We start from the raw sequence: 19668 nt of genomic DNA, 5'->3' as shown, positions 1-19668 counted from the left end.
GCGCTGCGGGCGCGCGCGTTCTCGTTGGACGAGGACCAGGCGGCACGGCATCCGGCCGAGTGTGCCGAGGCCGCGGTGCTGCTGCTTTCAGCCGCGGGTGCCGAACATCGGGGACAGGTGCTGGATATCGCGCGGTGACGATGTCGCCTGGGCCGGCCAACGGCCGGCGCTACCGGCTGTCTTTGGCGTCACCACCCTGACATGAACCACCGCTACCTTCCGCCCTGCCGGCAAGGAGCCGGTATTTCCTGAACAGGCGGATGTGAAGAAAACGTCACGATTTCGTTGTGATGGTGTGCGCGTTGTCGCTAAACCGTCACATAACCGGGCTATCGTGTTAATCTAGTGTTAACCGTTGCGGCTGAAACCAGCCTGCGGCATAGGGAACCCAGATCTAAGTCCATTCAGCCACTTACGGGGCTGTGTGGGCGCGTTTTTTCTCCGCAAATCGCCACTCTCGCATCGAGGCTACCCAAAAATGACCCACCCACTCCGGATGTCCAAGCTCACCCTTGGTCTCGTGGCCGCTTTAGCTGCCGCTCCCGCCTTCGCCCAGAGCACCTCTGCCGGTGTCGGCGGCCAGGTCACGTCCGCCGCAGGCGCGCCTGTGGTCGGTGCCGAAGTCACCATCACGCACACCGAGTCGGGCACCGTCAGCCGTGCCACCACCGACGCCTCGGGTCGTTACGCTGCGCGCGGTCTGCGCGTGGGTGGTCCGTACACCATCACCATCAACAAGCCCGGTGAAGGCACCAAGACCGAAGAAGGCGTCTACCTGAACCTGAATCAGGTCAACACCATCAACGCCGCCCTGACCGGCGACGTTGCCGCCACCAACCTCGACGCCGTCCAGGTTGTCGCCGTGGCCGGCGGTTCGGACGTGTTCAGTGCCAACAAGATGGGCACCGGCACCAACGTCAACCGCGAAACCATCGACGAACTGCCGTCGGTCAACCGCAACATCCAGGATTACATCCGCCTCGACCCGCGCATCTCGCAGGTCAGCAAGGCCGACGGTGCGATCTCGGCCGGTGGCCAGAACACCCGCTACAACGCCATCCGCATCGACGGCATCAGCGCCGCCGATCCGTTCGGCCTGGAATCCAACAACCTGCCGACCGAGCGTCAGCCGGTGTCGATGGATGCGATCCAGGAAATCAACATCGACATCGCCAACTACGACACCACCATCGCCGGTGGTACCGGTGCGGTGATCAACGCGGTGACCAAGTCGGGTACCAACAACTTCGGCGGCACCGTGTACTACGCGTACCGCGACAAGGACATGGTCCGCAAGGAACTGGACGGCGTCCGCTTCAACGGCTTCGACGACGAGAAGACCTATGGCATGACCCTGGGCGGCCCGATCGTCAAGGACAAGCTGTTCTTCTTCGCCAACTACGAAAAAATGGAGCGTTCGGCTCCGGGCACCAGCCTGACCGATACCCCGTACGGCAAGGGCACCATTACCGACGCTGACATCGCCCGTGCGCAGCAGATCGCCACTGGCTATGGCTTCGATGCTGGTTCGCTGAGCGCGCCGTCGAACAACACCGAAATCGAAGAATACGCGCTGAAGATCGACTGGAACATCAGCGACAACCACCGTGCGGCCATCCGTTACAACAAGATGGAACAGAACGTGGCCCGCTTCCCGCAGATCAGCAACAGCGCAGTCTCGCTGAGCAGCTTCTGGTATGACCTGCCGAAGACCTATGAATCCTGGATGGGCGAACTGTTCAGCGACTGGTCCGAGAACTTCTCGACCGAATTCAAGATCGGTCACAAGGACTACTCGGCCATCCGCACCCCGGCGTCGGACCTGCCGCAGATCCAGGTGCGTGGCTTCGGTGGCACCGCAAACAACTCGCTGTACTTCGGTACCGAACAGAACACCCACGTCAACATCATCGAGTCCAAGGAACTGAGCGCCTTCGGTGCCGGTACCTGGTATGTCGGCGATCACACCGTGAAGTTCGGCTTCGATTACTCCAAGAACGAGCTGCTGAACTTCTACGGCCGTAATCTCAACGGCGTGTACGTGTTCAACAATCTCGACGCGTTTGCAGCCAATAACCCGAGCCAGTACATCGTGCGCGCTCCGCTGCCCGGTGGCAGCCTGGACGACGTCCCGGCCCGCTACGAGCTGAAGAACACTGGCCTGTTCGTGCAGGACAGCTGGGCCGTCAACTACAACCTGACCCTGCAGCTCGGCGTGCGCGTTGACATGCCGGACTTCAGCGACCAGAAGCTGTACAACCCGCGCATCATGTCGACCTACGGCTACGACAACACCGTGATGCCGGATGACAAGCTGGTGCAGCCGCGCTTCGGCTTCAACTACACCTTCGACACCGACCGTCCGACCCAGCTGCGTGGCGGCGTGGGCCTGTTCGGCGGCGCGGCCCCGAACGTGTGGATGGCCGGTGCCTACCAGAACACCGGTTTCAACTACCAGGAATTCACCGTCAACAACCCGGGTCCGATCTTCACCCCGAACGTCAATCCGCCGTACTACCCGGGTGGCAGCGTCACCGCGCGTGACAACGTGGACATCATCGAGCCGGGTCTGAAGATGCCGTCGGTGTGGAAGACCAACCTGGCCTTCGATACCGAGCTGCCGTGGTACGGCATCGTGGCATCGGCCGAGTTCCTGTACACCAAGGTCAATGACGCGCTGTACTTCGAGCGTCTGGACCTGTCGGACGGCAACGGCAACAGCTACACCCGAATCGGCCAGGACGGTCGTGAGCTGTACTGGAACGACGCGGGCTACCTGCCGGCTACCGCAGCCAACCGCTACGTGCAGGAAGGTCAGACCGCATCGAACGGCCAGCGCGTGGGCGGCAAGGCCAATCGCCCGGGCAACATGGGCGACGTGATGCTGCTCCGGAACACCGACAAGGGTTCCAGCCGTCAGTTCACTGTCGGCCTGAACAAGCCGCTGATGGAAAACTGGGGCTGGTCGCTGGCGTATACCTACACCGCCGCGAAGGAAGTCAGCCCGCTGACCAGCTCGCAGAACACCTCCAACTGGGGCAGCACCCTCATTGGCACCGCCAACGAGAACGTGGCCTATGACTCGCGCTATGCGATCAAGGACCGCGTGACCGCCTCGCTGAACTGGAAGAAGGCGTTCTTCGGCGACTACAACACCAGCGTCGGCCTGTTCTATGAAGGTCGTTCGGGTCGTCCGTACAGCTACATCTACTACAACGACATGAACGGCGATGCCGCCTCGACCTCGGGTGCCGGTGCCTTCAACGACCTGTTCTACGTGCCGAACGGCCCGGGCGACGTCCTGTGGACCGGCGGTGCCGCGATGGAGAAGTCGTTCTTCGACTGGTTGGCCCAGAATCCGCAGCTGGCCGCCTACCAGGGCCAGATTGCTCCGGCCAATGAGTTCCGCACCGGCTTCGTGAACACCTTCGATATGCGCATTTCGCAGGAGTTCCCGGGCTTCATGAAGGAGCACAAGGGTGAGCTGGCGCTGGACATCATGAATGTCGGCAACCTGCTCAACAAGAAGTGGGGCCGCATCAACGATTACGGCTTCAACTCGACCGCTCGTGTGGCCAACTACGCGGGTATCGACCCGGCAACCGGCAAGTACATCTACAACTTCACCGGGGCTGATGAGCCGTCCATCCAGGAAAACAACAACGACAAGGGCAACACCGGTGTGTCGCGCTGGTCGATGCAGCTGACCCTGAAGTACAAGTTCTGATTCATCGAACTTGACGTGACATGAAAACGGCCGGGGAAACCCGGCCGTTTTTTTGTGTGCGTACTTTGTGATCGGAATTCCGGAACTACGCCAACCTCGATGCTATAAATTTACGCAGCACAGGGAGTGGAGTGGACCATTGAAGGCGATGTACGGATTGCCGACGGAATCGCTTGCATTGTTATCGCGTGCACACGTTTCCATTGACGTTCCGGATGCGGACAGAAACGATCCATTCCACCAGCTTTGTTCTCGCGTAGCGAATTGTAGATTCCGCTATTGCCCGGAATGTCGGTCCGATCCTGCTGAATTCCTCAAGTGCAGGCGCGGTGCTTCGTTTGCAAAGGCTTGTCAAAAGGCGGCCGCGAGGGGCTTCGGTGCACCGCAGTTGCGAATACTGCATTCCGCCGCTGCGCCGGATGCTGCGAGGTGTGGAAACTTCCGAATTGACCGCGTTTGGGTGGGGAGGTCCGAGGATCCGCGCGCTTTCATTGCCTCGCGCATAGACGTCGAGGCTCATATCAGGGATATCAAGAAGCACCACGATCGCCTTCATGTGCAAGGTCGAATCATTCTTCTCATCTACATGATGACAATGCTTCACCCATTTGAAGATGGAAACGGAAGAACAATGCGGGCGCTCATGTTGGTGTTGGGGCTGGATAGCGGAAGTCAGTACCTGTCCTTCCTGGCGCTCTACTTAAAGGTTTCCCAGAGTGAATTGGTCGTGGCCGTGAATCTCTTGGCGGATTCGCAACTCCAGCCGATGCTCGGCTTCCTGGAGAGGTCGCATGAGGTCTACTTGGCCTTGGCTCGAGATGGAGTAAGTGCGGTCCATGAGTGGGCAATGGCACTCAAAGACGAAAAGATTGTGGAAGAGATTGTCCGCTACGGTTGACCCGTGGCATCTACTGGAGGAAGTTGCAGATGAAGATCGGAGTGATCATCAGTACCATCGTTTTCAGTATGTCACTAGGTGCGCAGGTGGCTTCTGCGTCCAATGACGTCACGCAGATAGATACGGATCCCTGGTGCAATCCGTCCTATTGCCCGGGCAATGGCGGGGGCAGTGGTTCAACGACAGGATCGAATCCGGAGCAGGACAAGTTTACGTTTATCGAGATTGATTGCAGATCACCGGTTCAGGAGCGCTACGCCAAGGTGCTGGAGTGGTACGTTTCGCTTCCCATTGGTGAGAGGCTCTGGTGGTATCAACTCGGTGCGGAGGGTACCCCCCCCGGAACGCCCTCTGTTTTGTCTGTTTGGTATCACTATCCATATGGCATTAATCAGGGGGAGGAGGCATGGGAGATCGTTGATCCCTATGCGGCTGTTCCGATTGCGCCCACTCCCTTCGATTCCCAGTGGCTCTGCGCTTACTTGTAATGGGTACCATCTGTGACTTTGTGCGGGATCGGCCGGGGGGAGTGCCTTTACATCGCGCTGGTCAATGCAACTGGCCCTGAAGTGCAAGTTCTGATCCATCGAACTTGACGGGTGAATGAAAACGGCCGGGGCAACCCTGCCGTTTTTTTGTGGGTGGTACGGCGAACGCGGCCGTTCTTCACGGTGGCACGAATGCCGTAGAGCCGGGCTTGCCCGGCTGGGCGCGGTGCCAGATCTGCCAGCAGCCGGGCAAGCCCGGCTCTACGCGGTGCGTGGTGTCGAAGGTGCGTGCGCCGCGGGCACGGGCGTTGTATGCTGTGGCTCGCCAACGGTCGGGTTCCCCCGGCCGTTTTGCTTTTTAAGGGGGCAGCGTTACAGTCGGCAACCTTAGGAAGCGAAAAAAGAATGACGATGACGATTACGGAAACGCCGGCACGCACGCTGCCGGTTCAGGACGCGCGGATCTACCCGCGCGGTGGGCTGGATGTGCTGTCCCGGGCCGAGGTGGCACGCCTGCGCGATGCCTCCGGCGGTGGCATGCATGAGCTGCTGCGCCGCTGCGCGCTGGCGGTGCTGACCAGCGGCAGCGCCTCGGACGATCCGCGCGCCGCGCGTGATCTGTACCCGGATTTCGACATCCAGGTCGCCCAGCAGGACCGAGGGGTCCGCATCGACCTGGTCAACGCCCCGGCCATGGCCTTCGTCGACGGCGAGATCATCCGCGGCGTGGCCGAGCTGCTGTTCGCGGTGGTCCGCGACCTGGCCTACATGGCCATCGAGATGGGCCCGGCCTATGCGGCCGAGCTGGAGTCCTCCGAGGGCATCACCAACGCGGTGTTCGGGCTGCTGCGCAACGCGCGCATCCTCAACCCGGGCGACCCCAACCTGGTGGTCTGCTGGGGCGGTCACTCCATCGGCCGCGACGAGTACCTGTACACCAAGCAGGTCGGCTACGAGCTGGGCCTGCGCGGGCTGGACATCTGCACCGGCTGCGGTCCGGGTGCGATGAAGGGCCCGATGAAGGGGGCCACCATCGCCCATGCCAAGCAGCGCAAGCACACCACGCGCTATATCGGCCTGACCGAGCCGGGCATCATCGCCGCCGAGTCGCCGAACCCGATCGTCAACCACCTGGTGATCATGCCGGACATCGAGAAGCGCCTGGAGGCCTTCGTCCGCATCGGCCACGGCATCATCGTGTTCGCCGGTGGCGTCGGCACCGCCGAAGAGATCCTGTACCTGCTCGGCATCCTGCTGCGCGAAGAGAACAAGGACCTGCCGTTCCCGCTGATCCTGACCGGCCCGACCGTGGCAGCGCCGTATTTCGAGCAGATCGACCGCTTCATCCGCCTGACCCTGGGCGACGCGGCCGCCGAGCGCTACCAGATCATCATCGGCGATCCGGTGGCGGTGGCCCGGCAGATGTCGGCCGGGATCAAGCGCGTGCGCGAGCACCGCCTGGCCCAGAAGGACTCGTTCTTCTTCAACTGGTCGATCGAGATTCCGTGGGAGTACCAGCAGCCGTTCGTGCCGACCCACGAGGCAATGGCCGCGCTGGACCTGCACCACGGGCGCCCGCCGCACGCGCTGGCGGCCGACCTGCGCCGGGCCTTCTCCGGCATCGTCGCCGGCAACGTGAAGGAAGACGGCATGCGCCGCATCGAGCAGTTCGGACCGTTCGAGATCCACGGCGACCCGGACATGATGCAGGCCCTGGACGCGCTGCTGCGCGCCTTCGTCGAGCAGCGCCGGATGAAGATCTCCGGCGAGTACCAGCCGTGCTACCGGGTGCTGGCCTGACCTGAGCCGGCCGGGCAGGGCAGGGCGGGCGTCAAGGCATTGACGCCCGTCGCCCCCGGGCGACCGTTCGTCCTCCTGCCCCTTGCCGCCCGGCGGTGGGGCGTTCATTGTCCATGCCATCACGCTGGGGAGCGTCCCATGTCTTTGCGCCTGTCCAAGGGCTTCACACTGATCGAGCTGATGGTCACCGTCGTTGTCATGTCGGTGGTGGCAGCTATTGCCTTTCCGAGCTTCCAGAACACCATCCGCTCCAGCCGGGCGGCCACCGCTCACAACGAGCTGATCGGCCTGGTCAACCTGGCCCGCAGCGACGCCATCCGCAACAACCGCGGTGGCGGCGTCTGTGGCAGCAGCACCGGTTCCAGCTGCGACGGGCAGTGGGGGCGCGGCATGCTCGCCTTCAGCGACAGCAACGGTGACGGTGCGTTCTCCAGCGGCGAGACCGTGCTGCGCTTCAGTGCGGTCAACAGTGCCATGAACGTGACGGGCCCGGCGACGCTGGTCGCCTTCGATGCCCGCGGCCGCCGCCGCGCCGCTGCCAACCAGGTGGTCACGCTGCAGCCGATCAAATGCGGCAGCCAGGAATTACGCAGCACCTTGACCATCAACGCATCCGGTCAAGTCAACACCGTGAAGGGAGCCTGCCAGTGATCCGCAAACCCTACCGTCCCCGTGGTGCGCAGCGCGGCTTCAGCCTGCTCGAAGTGCTGATCGCGGTGGTCATCCTGGCCTTCGGCCTGCTGGGCTTCGCGCTGCTGCAGACCATGAACGTCCGCTATGTGCAGAGTGCCAACTACCGTACCCAGGCGACCAATCTGGCCTACGACCTCAGCGAGCAGATGCGTAGCAACCGCTACCAGTCTGCGTGGTACAGCAATGCCACCTTCGCGTCGGGTTCGCGCACGGCTGCAGGGGTCTGCGGTCGTGACATCAATGGCGTGACCATCGCCCAGAACGTCACCCGTTGGCAGTGCCAAGTGGTGAAGGCACTGGGAGACAATGCCTCGGCGACCGTCACCGTCAACAACGGCATCGCCAACATCTCGATCAGCTGGGCGGACGAGCGCTGGAGCCGTACCGCGCCCACCGCCGCCACCACCTTCGCCATCACCACCCAGCTATGAAGGGTTCGCGCATGTTCCGTAAACACCAGGCGGGTGTGTCATTGGTTGAACTGATGATCGCGCTGGTCATCGGTTTGATCCTGATGCTGGGCATCACCCAGGTCTTCATCGCCTCGCATTCGGCCTCGCGACTTTCGGAGGGCGTGGCGCGCGCCCAGGAAAACGGGCGCTTCGCGCTGGAATTCCTGGAGCGTGACATCCGTATGGCCGGGCATATGGGATGCGTGAATGACCAGTCGCATTTCGTAAAGGGTCTCGGCCTGCCACGCAACAATCTTGCAGCAGTGGTGGGCAGTGGTAGTCCGCTGGACTTCAGCGTTTCGATTCAGGGGTATGAAGCTGCCGGTACGGCACCCACCAATTCGCTGGCAGTGGGCGGCGGAAGCATTCCGGCGGGTCTGCCTGCTACGATCAGCGGACTGTCCCCGGCACCGCTGCCAGGTAGCGACATTCTGGTACTGCGCTACCTCGCAGCAGAAGGCGTACCGGTAAACGCCATCAGCGGTCAGGTCCTTTCGGTTGATGCCGCACGCTGGTCCCGCCTGACTGAAGGTGGCGTGGCCACTCCGACGCTGTTCGGCATCGCTGACTGTGAATCGGTTGACATCTTCGCAGGTGTCGCCTCGACCGGTCAGGTGACGGGAAATGGGGTTGACTTCAGTCCGTACTCGCCTCAGCCCGCCCCGACCATGCTGTATCGTGCAGAATCCATGGTGTATTACATTGGCAATGGTGCGAGCGGTCCCGGATTGCGTCGCGCTCGTGCAGATTCTACCGGCGCATATTCCATCAACGAAGAACTCGTGGAAGGAATTGAGAATCTTCAGCTGATCTATGGTCTGGATACCAGGACCAATATTACGAAAGCTACCCCGCCGATTGGAAACGTCACGGTGCAGAACGTCGCGTCATCGGTCACGACCGCTACCAATGCAGCAGGTGCCAATCAATGGCGACGCGTCGGCATGGTGCAGGTTGGCGTCGTCGCGCGCAGTGCTGACCGAATTGGCACCAATGCGGGCTCGCGCCCGACCGACGCCGCGGCGGAACTGGGAGTGCTGGGAGTGAGCTACAACCAGGATGCTGTTACGGACGGACGCTATCGCACCTCCTATGAAGTCAGTGTTGCCCTGCGTAATCGCCTGTTCGGGAACTGATCATGAAATCTCCAAAACTTTCTCGACGTCCCCCCTCGTTGCGCCACCAGCGTGGCGCGGTTCTTTATGTCGCGTTGATCATGCTGCTGCTGCTGGCTCTGCTCGGCGTGGCCGGGATGCAGGTGGCTGGCATGCAGGAAAAAATGGCCGCGAATTATCGGGCCGCCAACCGGTCCTTCCAGAACACCGAGGCGGTGGTGCGCAGCACGGAAACCGCCGTCGAGGCCATTGCCAACCTGAGCGAAGTGCCTGCGGGTAGTCTGGTCAATGCTGGTAGCGTAGGGCAGAACTGCGAGGACGGGTTTGATCCTGTCACGTGGGGCCGTGCGCAGGTAACTTCGGCAGTTCCAGCGGTAAAGGTGCGTCAGATCGACCAGTGCGGTGGCCCAGGTGGCAGCGCTCTGGACATGGGGCAGACGACCGACAAGCCCACCGCAACTTTCCAGATCACCGCGTACGCCGCCGACGACCCGGCCAACCCGACCTCGTCGTCGGTGATTGACACTATTTTCAAGCTTTGAGGACTCGGCCATGGCATCGCGCAGATTCAAGTGGACGGCCGCCGGTTCGACGGTGGCAGCAGCTGGTTTGGCCTTGGTCGGCTACAGCCTGATTGCCGCGCAGGGGCAGGGCGTGTTGGCCCAGGCACCGTTGAACAACCAGGTGCAGACGCCGCCGGCGTTCATCATGGCGGTAGACGACTCCGGCTCGATGACCTTCCAGACCCAGTTCCCGGGCATGGACGGTGAAGGCTGCTGGAACACGAACCGACGCAGTTTCTTTGACGCCAATGGTCAGCTGTATACCTCCGGCAACTGCGACTACTTCTACGTCCTGCCGGGCACGCGCATCAACAACTACTACGGCATTCCGCCGATTGATTCGCTGGGGTTCGCGCGGTCGTCTGAATACAATCCCACGTATTTCAACCCCACCGTGAAGTACGAGCCGTGGATCAACGGTGCCGGGGCCAGTTACGGCGATGCCAACACCGGCAATACGCGCACTGATCCGCGTAACGGCGATACGGTGGCGCTGGCAAGCAATTACTACAGCACCGCAGGCGCGGACAGCTTCCGCATGCAGAACGGCATGGTAATTCCCGCCAACACGTTCTTCCGTTACAACAACCAGAATTACCAGTTCAACACCGACTACACCTGGAACAGCGGCGCGGCCACGGTATACATGCAGTACTGGCCGGCTACGTTCTACGTGAAGTGGGTGGCCGACAACGATGCCTACCCGCAGATGGAAGGTGGCACCAACACCTACAACGGCGTGGCCCGGACCAAGGTCAGCAACGCCTGTGGCACCGGCTGCACCATGTGGAAGTACACCATTGCCGCTACCAACACCGCTGCTTTGCAGAATTTCGCGAACTGGTACTCGTATTACGGCAACCGCAACCGCGCGATGATCGCCGGTATGACGCGGTCGTTGGCCAGCGTCAACAACCTGCGCGTCGGCTATTTCCGCATCAACCAGAACGGCAGCTATGACAGCGGTACCAATGCGGGCAAGCGTCTGACCATGCGCGATATGGCGACCCAGGCCGATAAGCTTGCGTTGTATACCGACATGATTGCGCTAACTGCGAGCGGTGGTACGCCTAACCGGCAGGCCGTGAATGCGGCGGCTCTCCAGTTCACCCGTACTGATTCGGGTTCGCCGATTCAGTTGGCCTGTCAGAAGAACGCGGTGATGCTGTTCACCGACGGCTTCAGTAATGGTGGCGGTCCGACCGTTGGAAACAATGACGCCAACATGGGGATTCCGTTCTCTGACGGCAATTCCAGCACCATGGCCGATATCGTATCCCAGTACTATGTCAACAACGGATCGCAGCCGCCGTTGCGTCCAGATCTGGCTGCTGGTCAGGTGCCGGTGGTTTCTGCATGCAAAAGCGGCAACCCGGACAAGCGTCTTGACTGCCAGACCAATCTTCATCTCAATTTCTATGGGGTGACGCTGGGGGCGCGCGGTAACCTTTTCGACCCTGATCTGGATCAGGACCCTTATGCCGATGCGTCGATTTACGGCAACTGGCCGCCTCGTCAGGACGATCAGCGTAGTACCGTCGACGACATCTGGCACGCAACCGTGAACACCCGCGGTGAGTACATCAATGCACGGACGCCGGCCGACATTACCAGCGCCATGCGACGCGTGCTTTCGTCGGTGACCTCAGGAGCCGCGCCGGCAGGCGGTTCCGGTGCCAGTGGCGCGCGTATCGGCACGGGTTCGCTGACGGCGACTGCATCGTATGAAATCGCCAATGAAGGTACCGACTGGTTCAGCCGTCTGAATGCAACGCGTTATTCAGTAGACCCTGTGACCAACCTGCTTGTCGAGACTTCATTCTGGGAGGCAAGTGCACAGCTCCAGTCTGCTACGTCGCGTCGAGTTTTCTTCACCAAGAATGGTGCTACCCGCGAGTTCAATGGAAACAACGTTACGCTTGATGATCTGTGCACCAAATCTGCAGCGCTCTATCCGGGCATGTCACGTTGCACTGCCGCAGAGTTGACCGCACTTGGTGTCAATGCTGCCACGGCTGTGGGGTACCTGCGCGGTGACGCGAGCGGAGAGAAGCGGAACAGCGGTCGGCTGCGTGATCGCACTACGCGCTTGGGCGACATCGTGAACTCTTCACCCGTTATTAGCTCTCCGCGCGACGATAACGGCTACCGTGGTCTCGGCGGCACCCTGGCAACCAGCTATCAGACCTATCTTGCCAACAAGCTCTCAACGGGTCGCTACATGGTGTATGTCGGCGCCAACGACGGCATGCTGCACGCTTTCAATGGCGGGCTTGACGCGACCGGTACCGTGGTGGCCGGAGGGGGCACCGAGGCATTCGCTTATGTCCCCGGAACCGCGTTGGGGCATATGGGAAACCTGCTCTTCCCCTATGACAGCAGCAACAAGAACGATCAGAAGTTCGACCACAGATACTTCGTGGACGGGCAGATAACGGTGAGCGACAGTTTCTACGGTAATGCTTGGCACACTACGTTGGTAGGGGCTTCAGGGGCAGGCGGGCGCAGTGTGTTCGCGCTTGACGTGACTCAGGGAAGTACTTTTAGTGCAGGCAGCAAGCTGTGGGAAATTAGTGACGTCGACACCAATCTTTCACCGACAGTAAGGGCGAACATTGGCCATGTGCTTGGCAAGCCGGTGATCGTGCCGGTGTTGAGTGCTGCAGGTGTTCCCTCATGGAAAGCTGTTTTTGGCAACGGATTCAATAGCGCCAGTGGCAAGGCCGTCCTTTTCGTGGTCGACATTGAGTCCGGTGCGGTCACCATGAGCGAGGCGGTTGAGGGTGGTACTGGCGTTCCGGCCGGAAGTAACGGATTGGCGAGCGTGGTGGTGCTGGATCGTTGGGGCGGTACTGGTCAGGCAATGCGTACACGCGACGGGTACGCCGACACGGTCTACGCTGCGGACCAGAAGGGTGCCATCTGGAAGTTCGACCTGCGCACCCCGGCGAATCTTTCCACGCCCCTCTTTACTACGCGTTCGTATACCGAAGCTGGCCAGACCCAGCGTCAGCCGATTACGGGTGGGTTGACCGTTGGCACCGGCACCAATGGTGGCGTGATGCTGTACTTCGGTACGGGTAGCTTCTCCTTCGTAGGGGACCAGGCAGATACCTCCGTGCAGAGCATCTACGCGGTCAATGATGTATCTGGGGCTGTTGTGACGACGAAGCTGAGCCGTTCGAATCTGAATGTCGTCACGCTTTCTCAGGTTGGCAATGAGAGAACCGCAGCGGTAAGCACGGTCGTCTCAGGCTCCCGAGGCTGGTACACAGATCTGCCTGCGGGCGAGCGGTTCGTCGGCATTCCAAATCTGGATGACGGTACACTGACGATGTCCACTTACGTGCCCCAGGCAGGTAACGCCGGTTGTTCGACGTCAGGTACGAACTGGTTCAACGGATTTGAAGCGCTCACCGGCAATGGCGCATTGGGCCTGGCTTATGTCAACTCGATGACCAACAACCAGCTTGGCGGTGGTACGTCTAGTCTTAAATACGACACCGCTAATGGCGGGCCTGTTACAAATAATCCGCCGTTTGCCCTGCCGCGTCAGCGCCCGCCGGAACTTGGTCCCCCGGGTAGCGCTCCACCTACGCCGCCCCCAGTTGCATGCTGGAAGGTGCACAAGGTGGGAACGCAGACGTTGTATCTTCCCTATGCATGTGGCCGTCAATCGTGGAGACAGATCCAGTGAGCACGCCTTTCTCTCTGAACGCATTGCGCACCCAAAAGGCGGGAGGCTTCACCCTCATCGAGCTGATGATCACCGTGGCGGTGATCGCGGTGTTGGCCTCCATCGCCTATCCGTCCTACACGGCCCAGGTGCGCAAGTCCAAGCGTGCCGCCGCCAAGGCTGAACTGGTCGAGTACGCCCAGCGCGCCGAGCGGCAGCACACCATCAACAACAGCTACGCCAACTTCCGCTTCGTCGAGAACAACAGCACCACGATCCAGTCGCCGCGCGACGGTGGGACGGCGTTCTATACCGTCACCATCGCTCCCGCTGCCACCACGTTCACCATTACGGCGACGCCACGAGGTGACCAGGCCAAGGATCCCTGCGGCACGCTGACGATCAACCAGGCCGGGGTGAAGACCCCGGCCAACACCTCGGCGCAGGAATGCTGGTAACCCTTGCAAGCCCCGATGTGAGCGTCTAGAATTTGCGTCCCCGCCCGAATAGCTCAGCCGGTTAGAGCACTTGACTGTTAATCAGGGGGTCGTTGGTTCGAGTCCAACTTCGGGCGCCAAGTTCTGATGAAAAGCCTCGCAGCGATGCGGGGCTTTTTGTTTGCGCTCAGTGCGGGCAGGGCTGAACATGCGGCACCCGTTGCGCGCGGGTGCGCCCGACATTGTTGACGATCACCTGGCTGTGCAGGGTGTCGCCGGCGCAGATGTCCACGGTCAGGGTGCTGCCGCTGCTGCGCCCATCGCGCTGGAAGCGAAGTCGGCGGCGGCCAGCGCTGGCGACCGCACGCACGCCGTTGGCGGTCGAAGCCGGCACGAAACGCAGGATGTCCCCGTCGGTGACCGGTATCAGCTCCGGGCCGTGGTCGTGGTGGATCAGCCAGCCCTGGCTCCAGTCCTCGCCACAGCGCCTGCCGTCCTGGCTGGCGCAGACCGCGATAGGCTGGAAGCGGGTGATCGCGGTATTTCGCGCCATGTTGAACGCGGTGACCATCTGCATTCTCAGCATGTCCGCCCGCCAGCGGGTCACCGCGCCGTCCAGCGCCGGCAACGCCAGCAGGCACACCAGTGCCACCACGGCCAGTACGGTGCTCAGCTCCAGCAGGGTCCAGCCGGCGGCGGGACGGGAGGGAAGGGCGGGGCTTCGGTCAGGCATGGCGGCGGCGCTCGGCGGAAACCTCCACCGTGCGGGCGATGGCCGGAACTGAACATCGGCCAGCCACCCCCCGTATGGTCAGGCTCTTCCTCAACCGGCCGTCACCATTGCCCCCGGTATACTGGGGAACCCGGGTACTGGCAGCACCATGAGCGACCGCTTCGAACTTGTCTCTCCGTACTCGCCGGCCGGCGACCAGCCGGCGGCGATCGAAAAGCTCACCGCCAATTTCGAGTCCGGTGTGGCCAAGCAGACCCTGCTCGGCGTGACCGGCTCGGGCAAGACCTACACCATCGCCAACGTGATCCAGCAGGTGCAGAAGCCAACGCTGATCATGGCCCCGAACAAGACCCTGGCCGCGCAGCTGTACGGCGAGTTCAAAGCGTTCTTCCCGCACAACGCGGTGGAATACTTCGTCAGCTATTACGACTACTACCAGCCCGAGGCCTACGTGCCCTCGTCGGACACCTTCATCGAGAAGGACAGTTCGATCAACGAGCACATCGAGCAGATGCGGCTGGCCGCGACCAAGACCCTGTTGTCGCGGCCGGATGCCATCGTGGTCGCCACCGTGTCGGCGATCTACGGCCTGGGTGCGCCGGAAGACTACCTGTCGTTGCGGCTGATCCTGTCTACCGGCGAGCGCATCGACCAGCGCGACCTGATCAACCATCTCACCCAGCTGCAGTACACCCGCAACGAGTACGAACTGCAGCGCGGCAGCTTCCGCGTGCGCGGCGAAGTGATCGACGTGTTCCCGGCGGAATCGGACAGTGAAGCCGTGCGCATCGAGCTGTTCGACGGCGAGGTCGAGCAGATCAGCATGTTCGACCCGCTCACCGGCGAAAGCCTGCGCAGGCTGCAGCGCTACACGGTGTATCCCAAAACCCACTACGCCACCACCCGTGAGCGCGTGCTGGCGGCGGTGGAAACCATCAAGGTCGAGCTCAAGGAACGGCTGGAGCAGCTGTATGCCGAGAACAAGCTGGTGGAAGCGCAGCGGCTGGCGCAGCGCACCCAGTTCGACCTGGAAATGATGGCCGAGGTGGGCTACTGCAACGGCATCGAAAACTACTCGCGGCACCTGACCGGCAAGTCGGCGGGAGAGCCGCCGCCGACCCTGTTCGACTACCTGCCGCCGGACGCGCTGCTGGTCATCGACGAATCGCACGTGACCATTCCGCAGATCGGTGCCATGTTCAAAGGCGACCGTTCGCGCAAGGAAACGCTGGTGGAGTTCGGCTTCCGGCTGCCATCGGCGCTGGACAACCGGCCGCTGCGTTTCGAGGAATGGGAGGCGCGCTGCCCGCGCAGCATCTACGTTTCGGCCACGCCCGGCCCGTATGAGTTACGCGAGGCGGGCGATGAAATCACCGAGCTGGTGGTGCGCCCGACCGGTCTGATCGACCCGGTGGTCGAGATTCGCCCGGTGGCGACCCAGGTCGACGACCTGATGAGCGAGGTCAACGAGCGGATCAAGCTCGGCGACCGCGTGCTGGTGACCACGCTGACCAAGCGCATGGCCGAGAACCTGACCGAATACCTGACCGAACACGGCATCCGGGTGCGCTATCTGCATTCGGACATCGACACGGTGGAGCGCGTGGAGATCATCCGCGACCTGCGCCTGGGCAAGTTCGATGTGCTGGTGGGCATCAACCTGCTGCGCGAAGGCCTGGACATGCCGGAAGTATCGCTGGTGGCGATCCTGGATGCGGACAAGGAAGGCTTCCTGCGCTCCACCGGCTCGCTGATCCAGACCATCGGCCGCGCTGCCCGGAATCTGCGCGGCAAGGCGATCCTGTATGCGGACCGCATGACCCGTTCGATGCAGGCGGCCATTGACGAAACCGATCGTCGCCGCACCAAACAGGTGGAGTTCAACGAAGCGCATGGGATCGTCCCGCGCTCGGTGGCGCGCCCGATCGTGGACGTGCTCGAAGGCGCACGCTCCGACGCGGCCGAGAAGGAGTCGCGTGGCAAGGGCAAAGGCAAGGGCAGTCGTGTGGCAGAGGAGGCGGTGGATTACCGCACGCTGGAGCCGGCACAGATCGCCAAAAAGCTGCAGCAGCTGGAGCAGAAGATGTACCAGCACGCCCGCGACCTGGAGTTCGAAGATGCAGCGCGTGTGCGCGACCAGATCCGCCAGTTGAAGGAGGCCAGCCTTGGCTGAATGCCAATGTGCGAACTTCCTTCACAAAAGTGTTGCGCTCGCCCCGGTGCATCCGTAATATACGCGGCCTGCACCGGCGCAAACGCGCTGACGCAGCGAGAAATCGGGCGGTTAGCTCAGCGGTAGAGCACTACCTTGACATGGTAGGGGTCACAGGTTCGAACCCTGTACCGCCCACCACTCCAAGTCCAGCGGTATTTAGGATTAGGGTGGTTTCCGTAGTCCCAAGGGTCACGCAATGTGACCCCGTAGTGACCCTTGATAGGGCGCGCAGTTTCGGGACGTCCTTCGCGAAATCCTCAACGATCTCCCTAAGTACTTGGCGAACCGGGCCAGCCTTGGCCGGGTCGAATCTCGTGTGCGTGAGGTGGAATTCCAAGTCCTGGCCAACAGCGTCATCCGCGCCAGCTTCGAGGTGTGGTCCAGGACAGCCCGTGCGAGCGTGCTCGCCGGAGGACATCATGCATTGGTCGATGCGCAGGCGCTGCGCGCCGCATGGATCGCATCCCGAAATCGATAACATCGATCAAGCCGAAGGCACAGGACGGTCCTTAGGGGGAGGCATTGATCAGTTATTTCGGTCCCGTCTGGGCGGGTGGGCAGCAGGTCGATCTATCGCACTTGGAGCCTTTCACCCTCATCATCCAAAGTGAGAAGGTAGGGAAGCCTCTACGGGCATCAGTTACCTTCACCAATCACTGTTTCAGCGCCAAGTACGGGGAAATCCCGCATCCAGATGGCGATGCCGTGCTGTGGGACGGTTCGAAGATGAGGACCTTCTGTCCCACAAGATATGGGCTTTCGCACAACCTGCCAGATGTGATCCGGTCGCTACCGGACAAAAAGGTCATCCTTGCTGCGCATGAGACGACCTGGATCTACACACTGACGATTGAGAACCCAAGTGGGCCGTACCACTTGTTTCTGACGGTCAAGCGCAGCCCCAAGGAGAAGCGCAACTGGCAGGACATCGATGTGATCGTGGAAAGCGCGTATCCGGAGACGCGCAACGCCCCGACAACGACTGGTAGCTGGCGGCCTTTCGTTCTGGTCTGCGGCGAGGCGTACTTGTCCAACCCGAAGAAGCCAAAGAAGCGGCGGCGGTAACAGACAAAAGAAAAGGGCGCCGAAGCGCCCTTTTCAATACTCAGACCCCGGGGACCACTTGCGAGGCATCGTGGATGCCTACGGCACTAGCCGCTGGGAAGCGCTCGATTTCACCGGGTCAGTCGCTTCGTCCTACGGCGCGGACTATAACGCGACGGGGGCGGGACAGCAAGTTGGTGCCTTACAGCGCTGGAAAGGCTGCTAGGCGCTGCTCAGGTTGATCAACTTTGTTCACAAACATGAACGGATGGCGCGTGCGCACCAACCTAGCCCAGATTCCGCCATTTCCCACGCCCGGTGCCTGCAACGTCTGATGGAACCAGTTGCGGCGCACCCCCAGCATGCGGGCAATGTCCACAACCGGCTGCGCCTGTGGTTCCGCTTCCCCTGTTTGGTAAAGCCTGCGCGGCCGCCTTGGTGGTGGGCGTGTGTGTTGTCGTGCATGCACCGGTGCTGCTGCCGCACGGCTGGGCGATCTTCGCCCTGCTGACGGGAGCGGCGATGTGCGGTCTTGCTGCACCGGCGCGACTGGCTGGCGCGCTGCTGCTGGGCATGGGCTGGGCGGCGCTGCACGCGCATGCGGGATTGAACGCGCAACTACGGGCTGACGACGCCGGGCAGACGTGGACGTTGCAGGGCCGGGTGGTGGACCTGCCCCGGCACGGCGAACGCAGTACCCGGTTCCAGTTCCGGGTCGAGGACAGCGCCGCGATGCCCGCACGGCTGCGCGGGCGCGAGCTCACCCTGAACTGGCACGACGGCCGCACTGACGAGGATCAGCGCCCGCGCCACCAGCTGAAAGCCGGTGCGCGCTGGACCTTGCAGGCGCGCCTGCGGCCGCCCCGGGGCCTTCGCAATCCGGGCGGCTTCGATGCCGAGCGCCACGCGCTGCTGCAGGGCATTGTCGGCACCGGTTCCGTGGTGTCCCCGGGTACCGCACGCCCGTTGGGTCCGCCGACCGGGCTGCCGGCCTGGCGCGAGCGCATCGCGGATGCGATCACTGCCCAGGTCCACGGCGGCAGCAGTCATTTCGTGCGGGCGCTGGCGGTGGGCGACACGCGTGGACTCGGTCCGCGCGACTGGGATGACCTGCGTGCACTCGGGCTCACCCATCTGGTGGCCATCTCCGGGTCGCATGTACTGATGGTCGGCTTTGCCGCCGGCTGGGTGGGCGGCGGCGTTGGATGGCTGCTGCCCGGTCTGGGGCGGCGCTGTCCGCGTCCGCTGCTGGTGAAGCTTGCAACGGTGGGAGGCGCACTCCTGTATGCAGCCGCCGCAGGCTTCGCGCTGCCGACCGTGCGCACCGTGCTGATGGTGTCCGTGGCGTGCGCGGCGCGCTGCAGCCGCCGGCCGGCTACACCAGGACAGGCGCTGGCACTGGCGAGCTGGGCGGTTCTGGGGTTCGACCCGTTGTCGGTGCTGGCCCCCGGGTTCTGGCTCAGTTTCGGCGGTGTGCTGTGGCTGCTGTGGTGCCTGCCCGATCTGGGCCGACACCGCCTGCGCGAGTTCCTGGCCGCGCAATGGGTGGCGACCTTGGCCCTGCTGCCACTCACCGTGGCCTTGTTCGGGCAGGCTTCACGGGCCGGTCCGCTGGTCAACCTGCTGGCCATTCCCTGGTGGAGCCTCGGGGTGGTGCCGTTGGCCTTGCTCGGCACCGCGCTGGAAGCGCTGGTCGACGGCGCGGGGCGCTGGCCATGGCAGCTGGCGGGTTGGTGTTTCCAGGTCAGCTGGTGGCTGTTCGGCCAGGTGGCGGCGCAACCCTGGGCCCCGTGGTGGATCCCGCAGGCCCCGGTGTGGGCGCTGCCG

At 62.3% G+C, this 19668-nt stretch carries 14 protein-coding genes and 2 tRNA genes; 15 read left to right on the top strand and 1 reads right to left on the bottom strand.

The window, feature by feature from the left end:
* Positions 1–478: 478 nt before the first annotated feature.
* From EGJ34_RS13910 to EGJ34_RS13860, 11 genes are all read left to right on the top strand, one after another.
* Positions 479–3727: a carboxypeptidase regulatory-like domain-containing protein gene (locus EGJ34_RS13910; protein WP_125361065.1), complete on the top strand. Its 3249-nt coding sequence runs from the start codon at positions 479–481 to the stop codon at positions 3725–3727.
* 148 nt (positions 3728–3875) lie between these two features.
* The gene (locus EGJ34_RS13905) at positions 3876–4625 is read left to right on the top strand and encodes a Fic family protein (protein ID WP_260477001.1); all 750 of its coding nucleotides are present in this window, start codon (positions 3876–3878) and stop codon (positions 4623–4625) included.
* Between the two features lie 29 nt (positions 4626–4654).
* Positions 4655–5113: a hypothetical protein gene (locus tag EGJ34_RS13900; RefSeq protein ID WP_125361063.1), complete on the top strand. Its 459-nt coding sequence runs from the start codon at positions 4655–4657 to the stop codon at positions 5111–5113.
* 411 nt (positions 5114–5524) lie between these two features.
* Positions 5525–6913 carry a nucleotide 5'-monophosphate nucleosidase PpnN gene (gene ppnN, locus EGJ34_RS13895; RefSeq protein WP_125361062.1) on the top strand — a complete coding sequence of 463 codons (1389 nt, stop codon included), beginning with the start codon at positions 5525–5527 and terminating at the stop codon, positions 6911–6913.
* Between the two features lie 138 nt (positions 6914–7051).
* Positions 7052–7564 carry a GspH/FimT family pseudopilin gene (locus tag EGJ34_RS13890; RefSeq protein ID WP_125361061.1) on the top strand — a complete coding sequence of 171 codons (513 nt, stop codon included), beginning with the start codon at positions 7052–7054 and terminating at the stop codon, positions 7562–7564.
* On the top strand, positions 7561–8037 hold the full coding sequence (gene pilV / locus EGJ34_RS13885; protein WP_260477000.1) for a type IV pilus modification protein PilV: 477 nt from the start codon (positions 7561–7563) through the stop codon (positions 8035–8037). The genes EGJ34_RS13890 and pilV overlap by 4 nt, the downstream gene beginning before the upstream one ends.
* 11 nt (positions 8038–8048) lie before the next feature.
* Positions 8049–9194, top strand: coding sequence for a PilW family protein (locus tag EGJ34_RS13880; RefSeq protein ID WP_125361059.1), 1146 nt, complete (start codon positions 8049–8051; stop codon positions 9192–9194).
* A 2-nt stretch (positions 9195–9196) separates the two neighbouring features.
* The gene (locus EGJ34_RS13875) at positions 9197–9715 is read left to right on the top strand and encodes a PilX N-terminal domain-containing pilus assembly protein (protein WP_125361058.1); all 519 of its coding nucleotides are present in this window, start codon (positions 9197–9199) and stop codon (positions 9713–9715) included.
* A gap of 10 nt (positions 9716–9725) precedes the next feature.
* Positions 9726–13433 (top strand): PilC/PilY family type IV pilus protein, encoded by a 3708-nt coding sequence (locus EGJ34_RS13870; protein ID WP_125361057.1) that lies wholly within the window; start codon positions 9726–9728, stop codon positions 13431–13433.
* 65 nt (positions 13434–13498) lie between these two features.
* A complete protein-coding gene (locus tag EGJ34_RS13865) occupies positions 13499–13870 on the top strand; it encodes a type IV pilin protein (protein WP_312023030.1) in 372 nt (123 codons plus the stop codon).
* A gap of 42 nt (positions 13871–13912) precedes the next feature.
* Positions 13913–13989, top strand: a tRNA-Asn gene (locus EGJ34_RS13860).
* A gap of 47 nt (positions 13990–14036) precedes the next feature.
* Here the strand turns inward: EGJ34_RS13860 and EGJ34_RS13855 are convergent.
* The gene (locus EGJ34_RS13855; protein ID WP_125361055.1) at positions 14037–14582 is read right to left on the bottom strand and encodes a GspH/FimT family pseudopilin; all 546 of its coding nucleotides are present in this window, start codon (positions 14580–14582) and stop codon (positions 14037–14039) included.
* A 148-nt stretch (positions 14583–14730) separates the two neighbouring features.
* Here EGJ34_RS13855 and uvrB point away from each other — a divergent pair, with 148 nt between their 5' ends.
* The 4 genes from uvrB to EGJ34_RS13835 form a co-directional block, all read left to right on the top strand.
* Positions 14731–16755 (top strand): excinuclease ABC subunit UvrB, encoded by a 2025-nt coding sequence (uvrB, locus tag EGJ34_RS13850; protein WP_125361054.1) that lies wholly within the window; start codon positions 14731–14733, stop codon positions 16753–16755.
* Positions 16756–16860: 105 nt separating this feature from the next.
* Positions 16861–16935, top strand: a tRNA-Val gene (locus tag EGJ34_RS13845).
* A 384-nt stretch (positions 16936–17319) separates the two neighbouring features.
* A complete protein-coding gene (locus EGJ34_RS13840; RefSeq protein WP_125361053.1) occupies positions 17320–17862 on the top strand; it encodes a heat-shock protein in 543 nt (180 codons plus the stop codon).
* A gap of 372 nt (positions 17863–18234) precedes the next feature.
* Positions 18235–19668 (top strand): ComEC/Rec2 family competence protein (locus EGJ34_RS13835; RefSeq protein WP_260476999.1); only part of this gene is annotated, 1434 nt, incomplete at its 3' end.

The sequence above is a fragment of the Stenotrophomonas sp. 278 genome, assembly GCF_003935715.1.
GTDB lineage: Bacteria > Pseudomonadota > Gammaproteobacteria > Xanthomonadales > Xanthomonadaceae > Stenotrophomonas > Stenotrophomonas maltophilia_AH.
Note: the sequence above shows the minus strand (reverse complement) of the source record. Positions and strands in the feature narration are given on the sequence as shown.

Excerpts from the sequence above, each read along its gene's own strand:
- EGJ34_RS13870 (WP_125361057.1), top strand. The coding sequence starts at position 9,726 with ATGGCATCGCGCAGATTCAAGTGGACGGCCGCCGGTTCGACGGTGGCA.
- ppnN (WP_125361062.1), top strand. The coding sequence starts at position 5,525 with ATGACGATTACGGAAACGCCGGCACGCACGCTGCCGGTTCAGGACGCG.
- EGJ34_RS13880 (WP_125361059.1), top strand. The coding sequence starts at position 8,049 with ATGTTCCGTAAACACCAGGCGGGTGTGTCATTGGTTGAACTGATGATC.
- EGJ34_RS13855 (WP_125361055.1), bottom strand. The coding sequence starts at position 14,582 with ATGCCTGACCGAAGCCCCGCCCTTCCCTCCCGTCCCGCCGCCGGCTGG.
- EGJ34_RS13890 (WP_125361061.1), top strand. The coding sequence starts at position 7,052 with ATGTCTTTGCGCCTGTCCAAGGGCTTCACACTGATCGAGCTGATGGTC.
- EGJ34_RS13905 (WP_260477001.1), top strand. The coding sequence starts at position 3,876 with ATGTACGGATTGCCGACGGAATCGCTTGCATTGTTATCGCGTGCACAC.
- EGJ34_RS13900 (WP_125361063.1), top strand. The coding sequence starts at position 4,655 with ATGAAGATCGGAGTGATCATCAGTACCATCGTTTTCAGTATGTCACTA.
- EGJ34_RS13910 (WP_125361065.1), top strand. The coding sequence starts at position 479 with ATGACCCACCCACTCCGGATGTCCAAGCTCACCCTTGGTCTCGTGGCC.
- EGJ34_RS13875 (WP_125361058.1), top strand. The coding sequence starts at position 9,197 with ATGAAATCTCCAAAACTTTCTCGACGTCCCCCCTCGTTGCGCCACCAG.
- uvrB (WP_125361054.1), top strand. The coding sequence starts at position 14,731 with ATGAGCGACCGCTTCGAACTTGTCTCTCCGTACTCGCCGGCCGGCGAC.
- EGJ34_RS13865 (WP_312023030.1), top strand. The coding sequence starts at position 13,499 with ATGATCACCGTGGCGGTGATCGCGGTGTTGGCCTCCATCGCCTATCCG.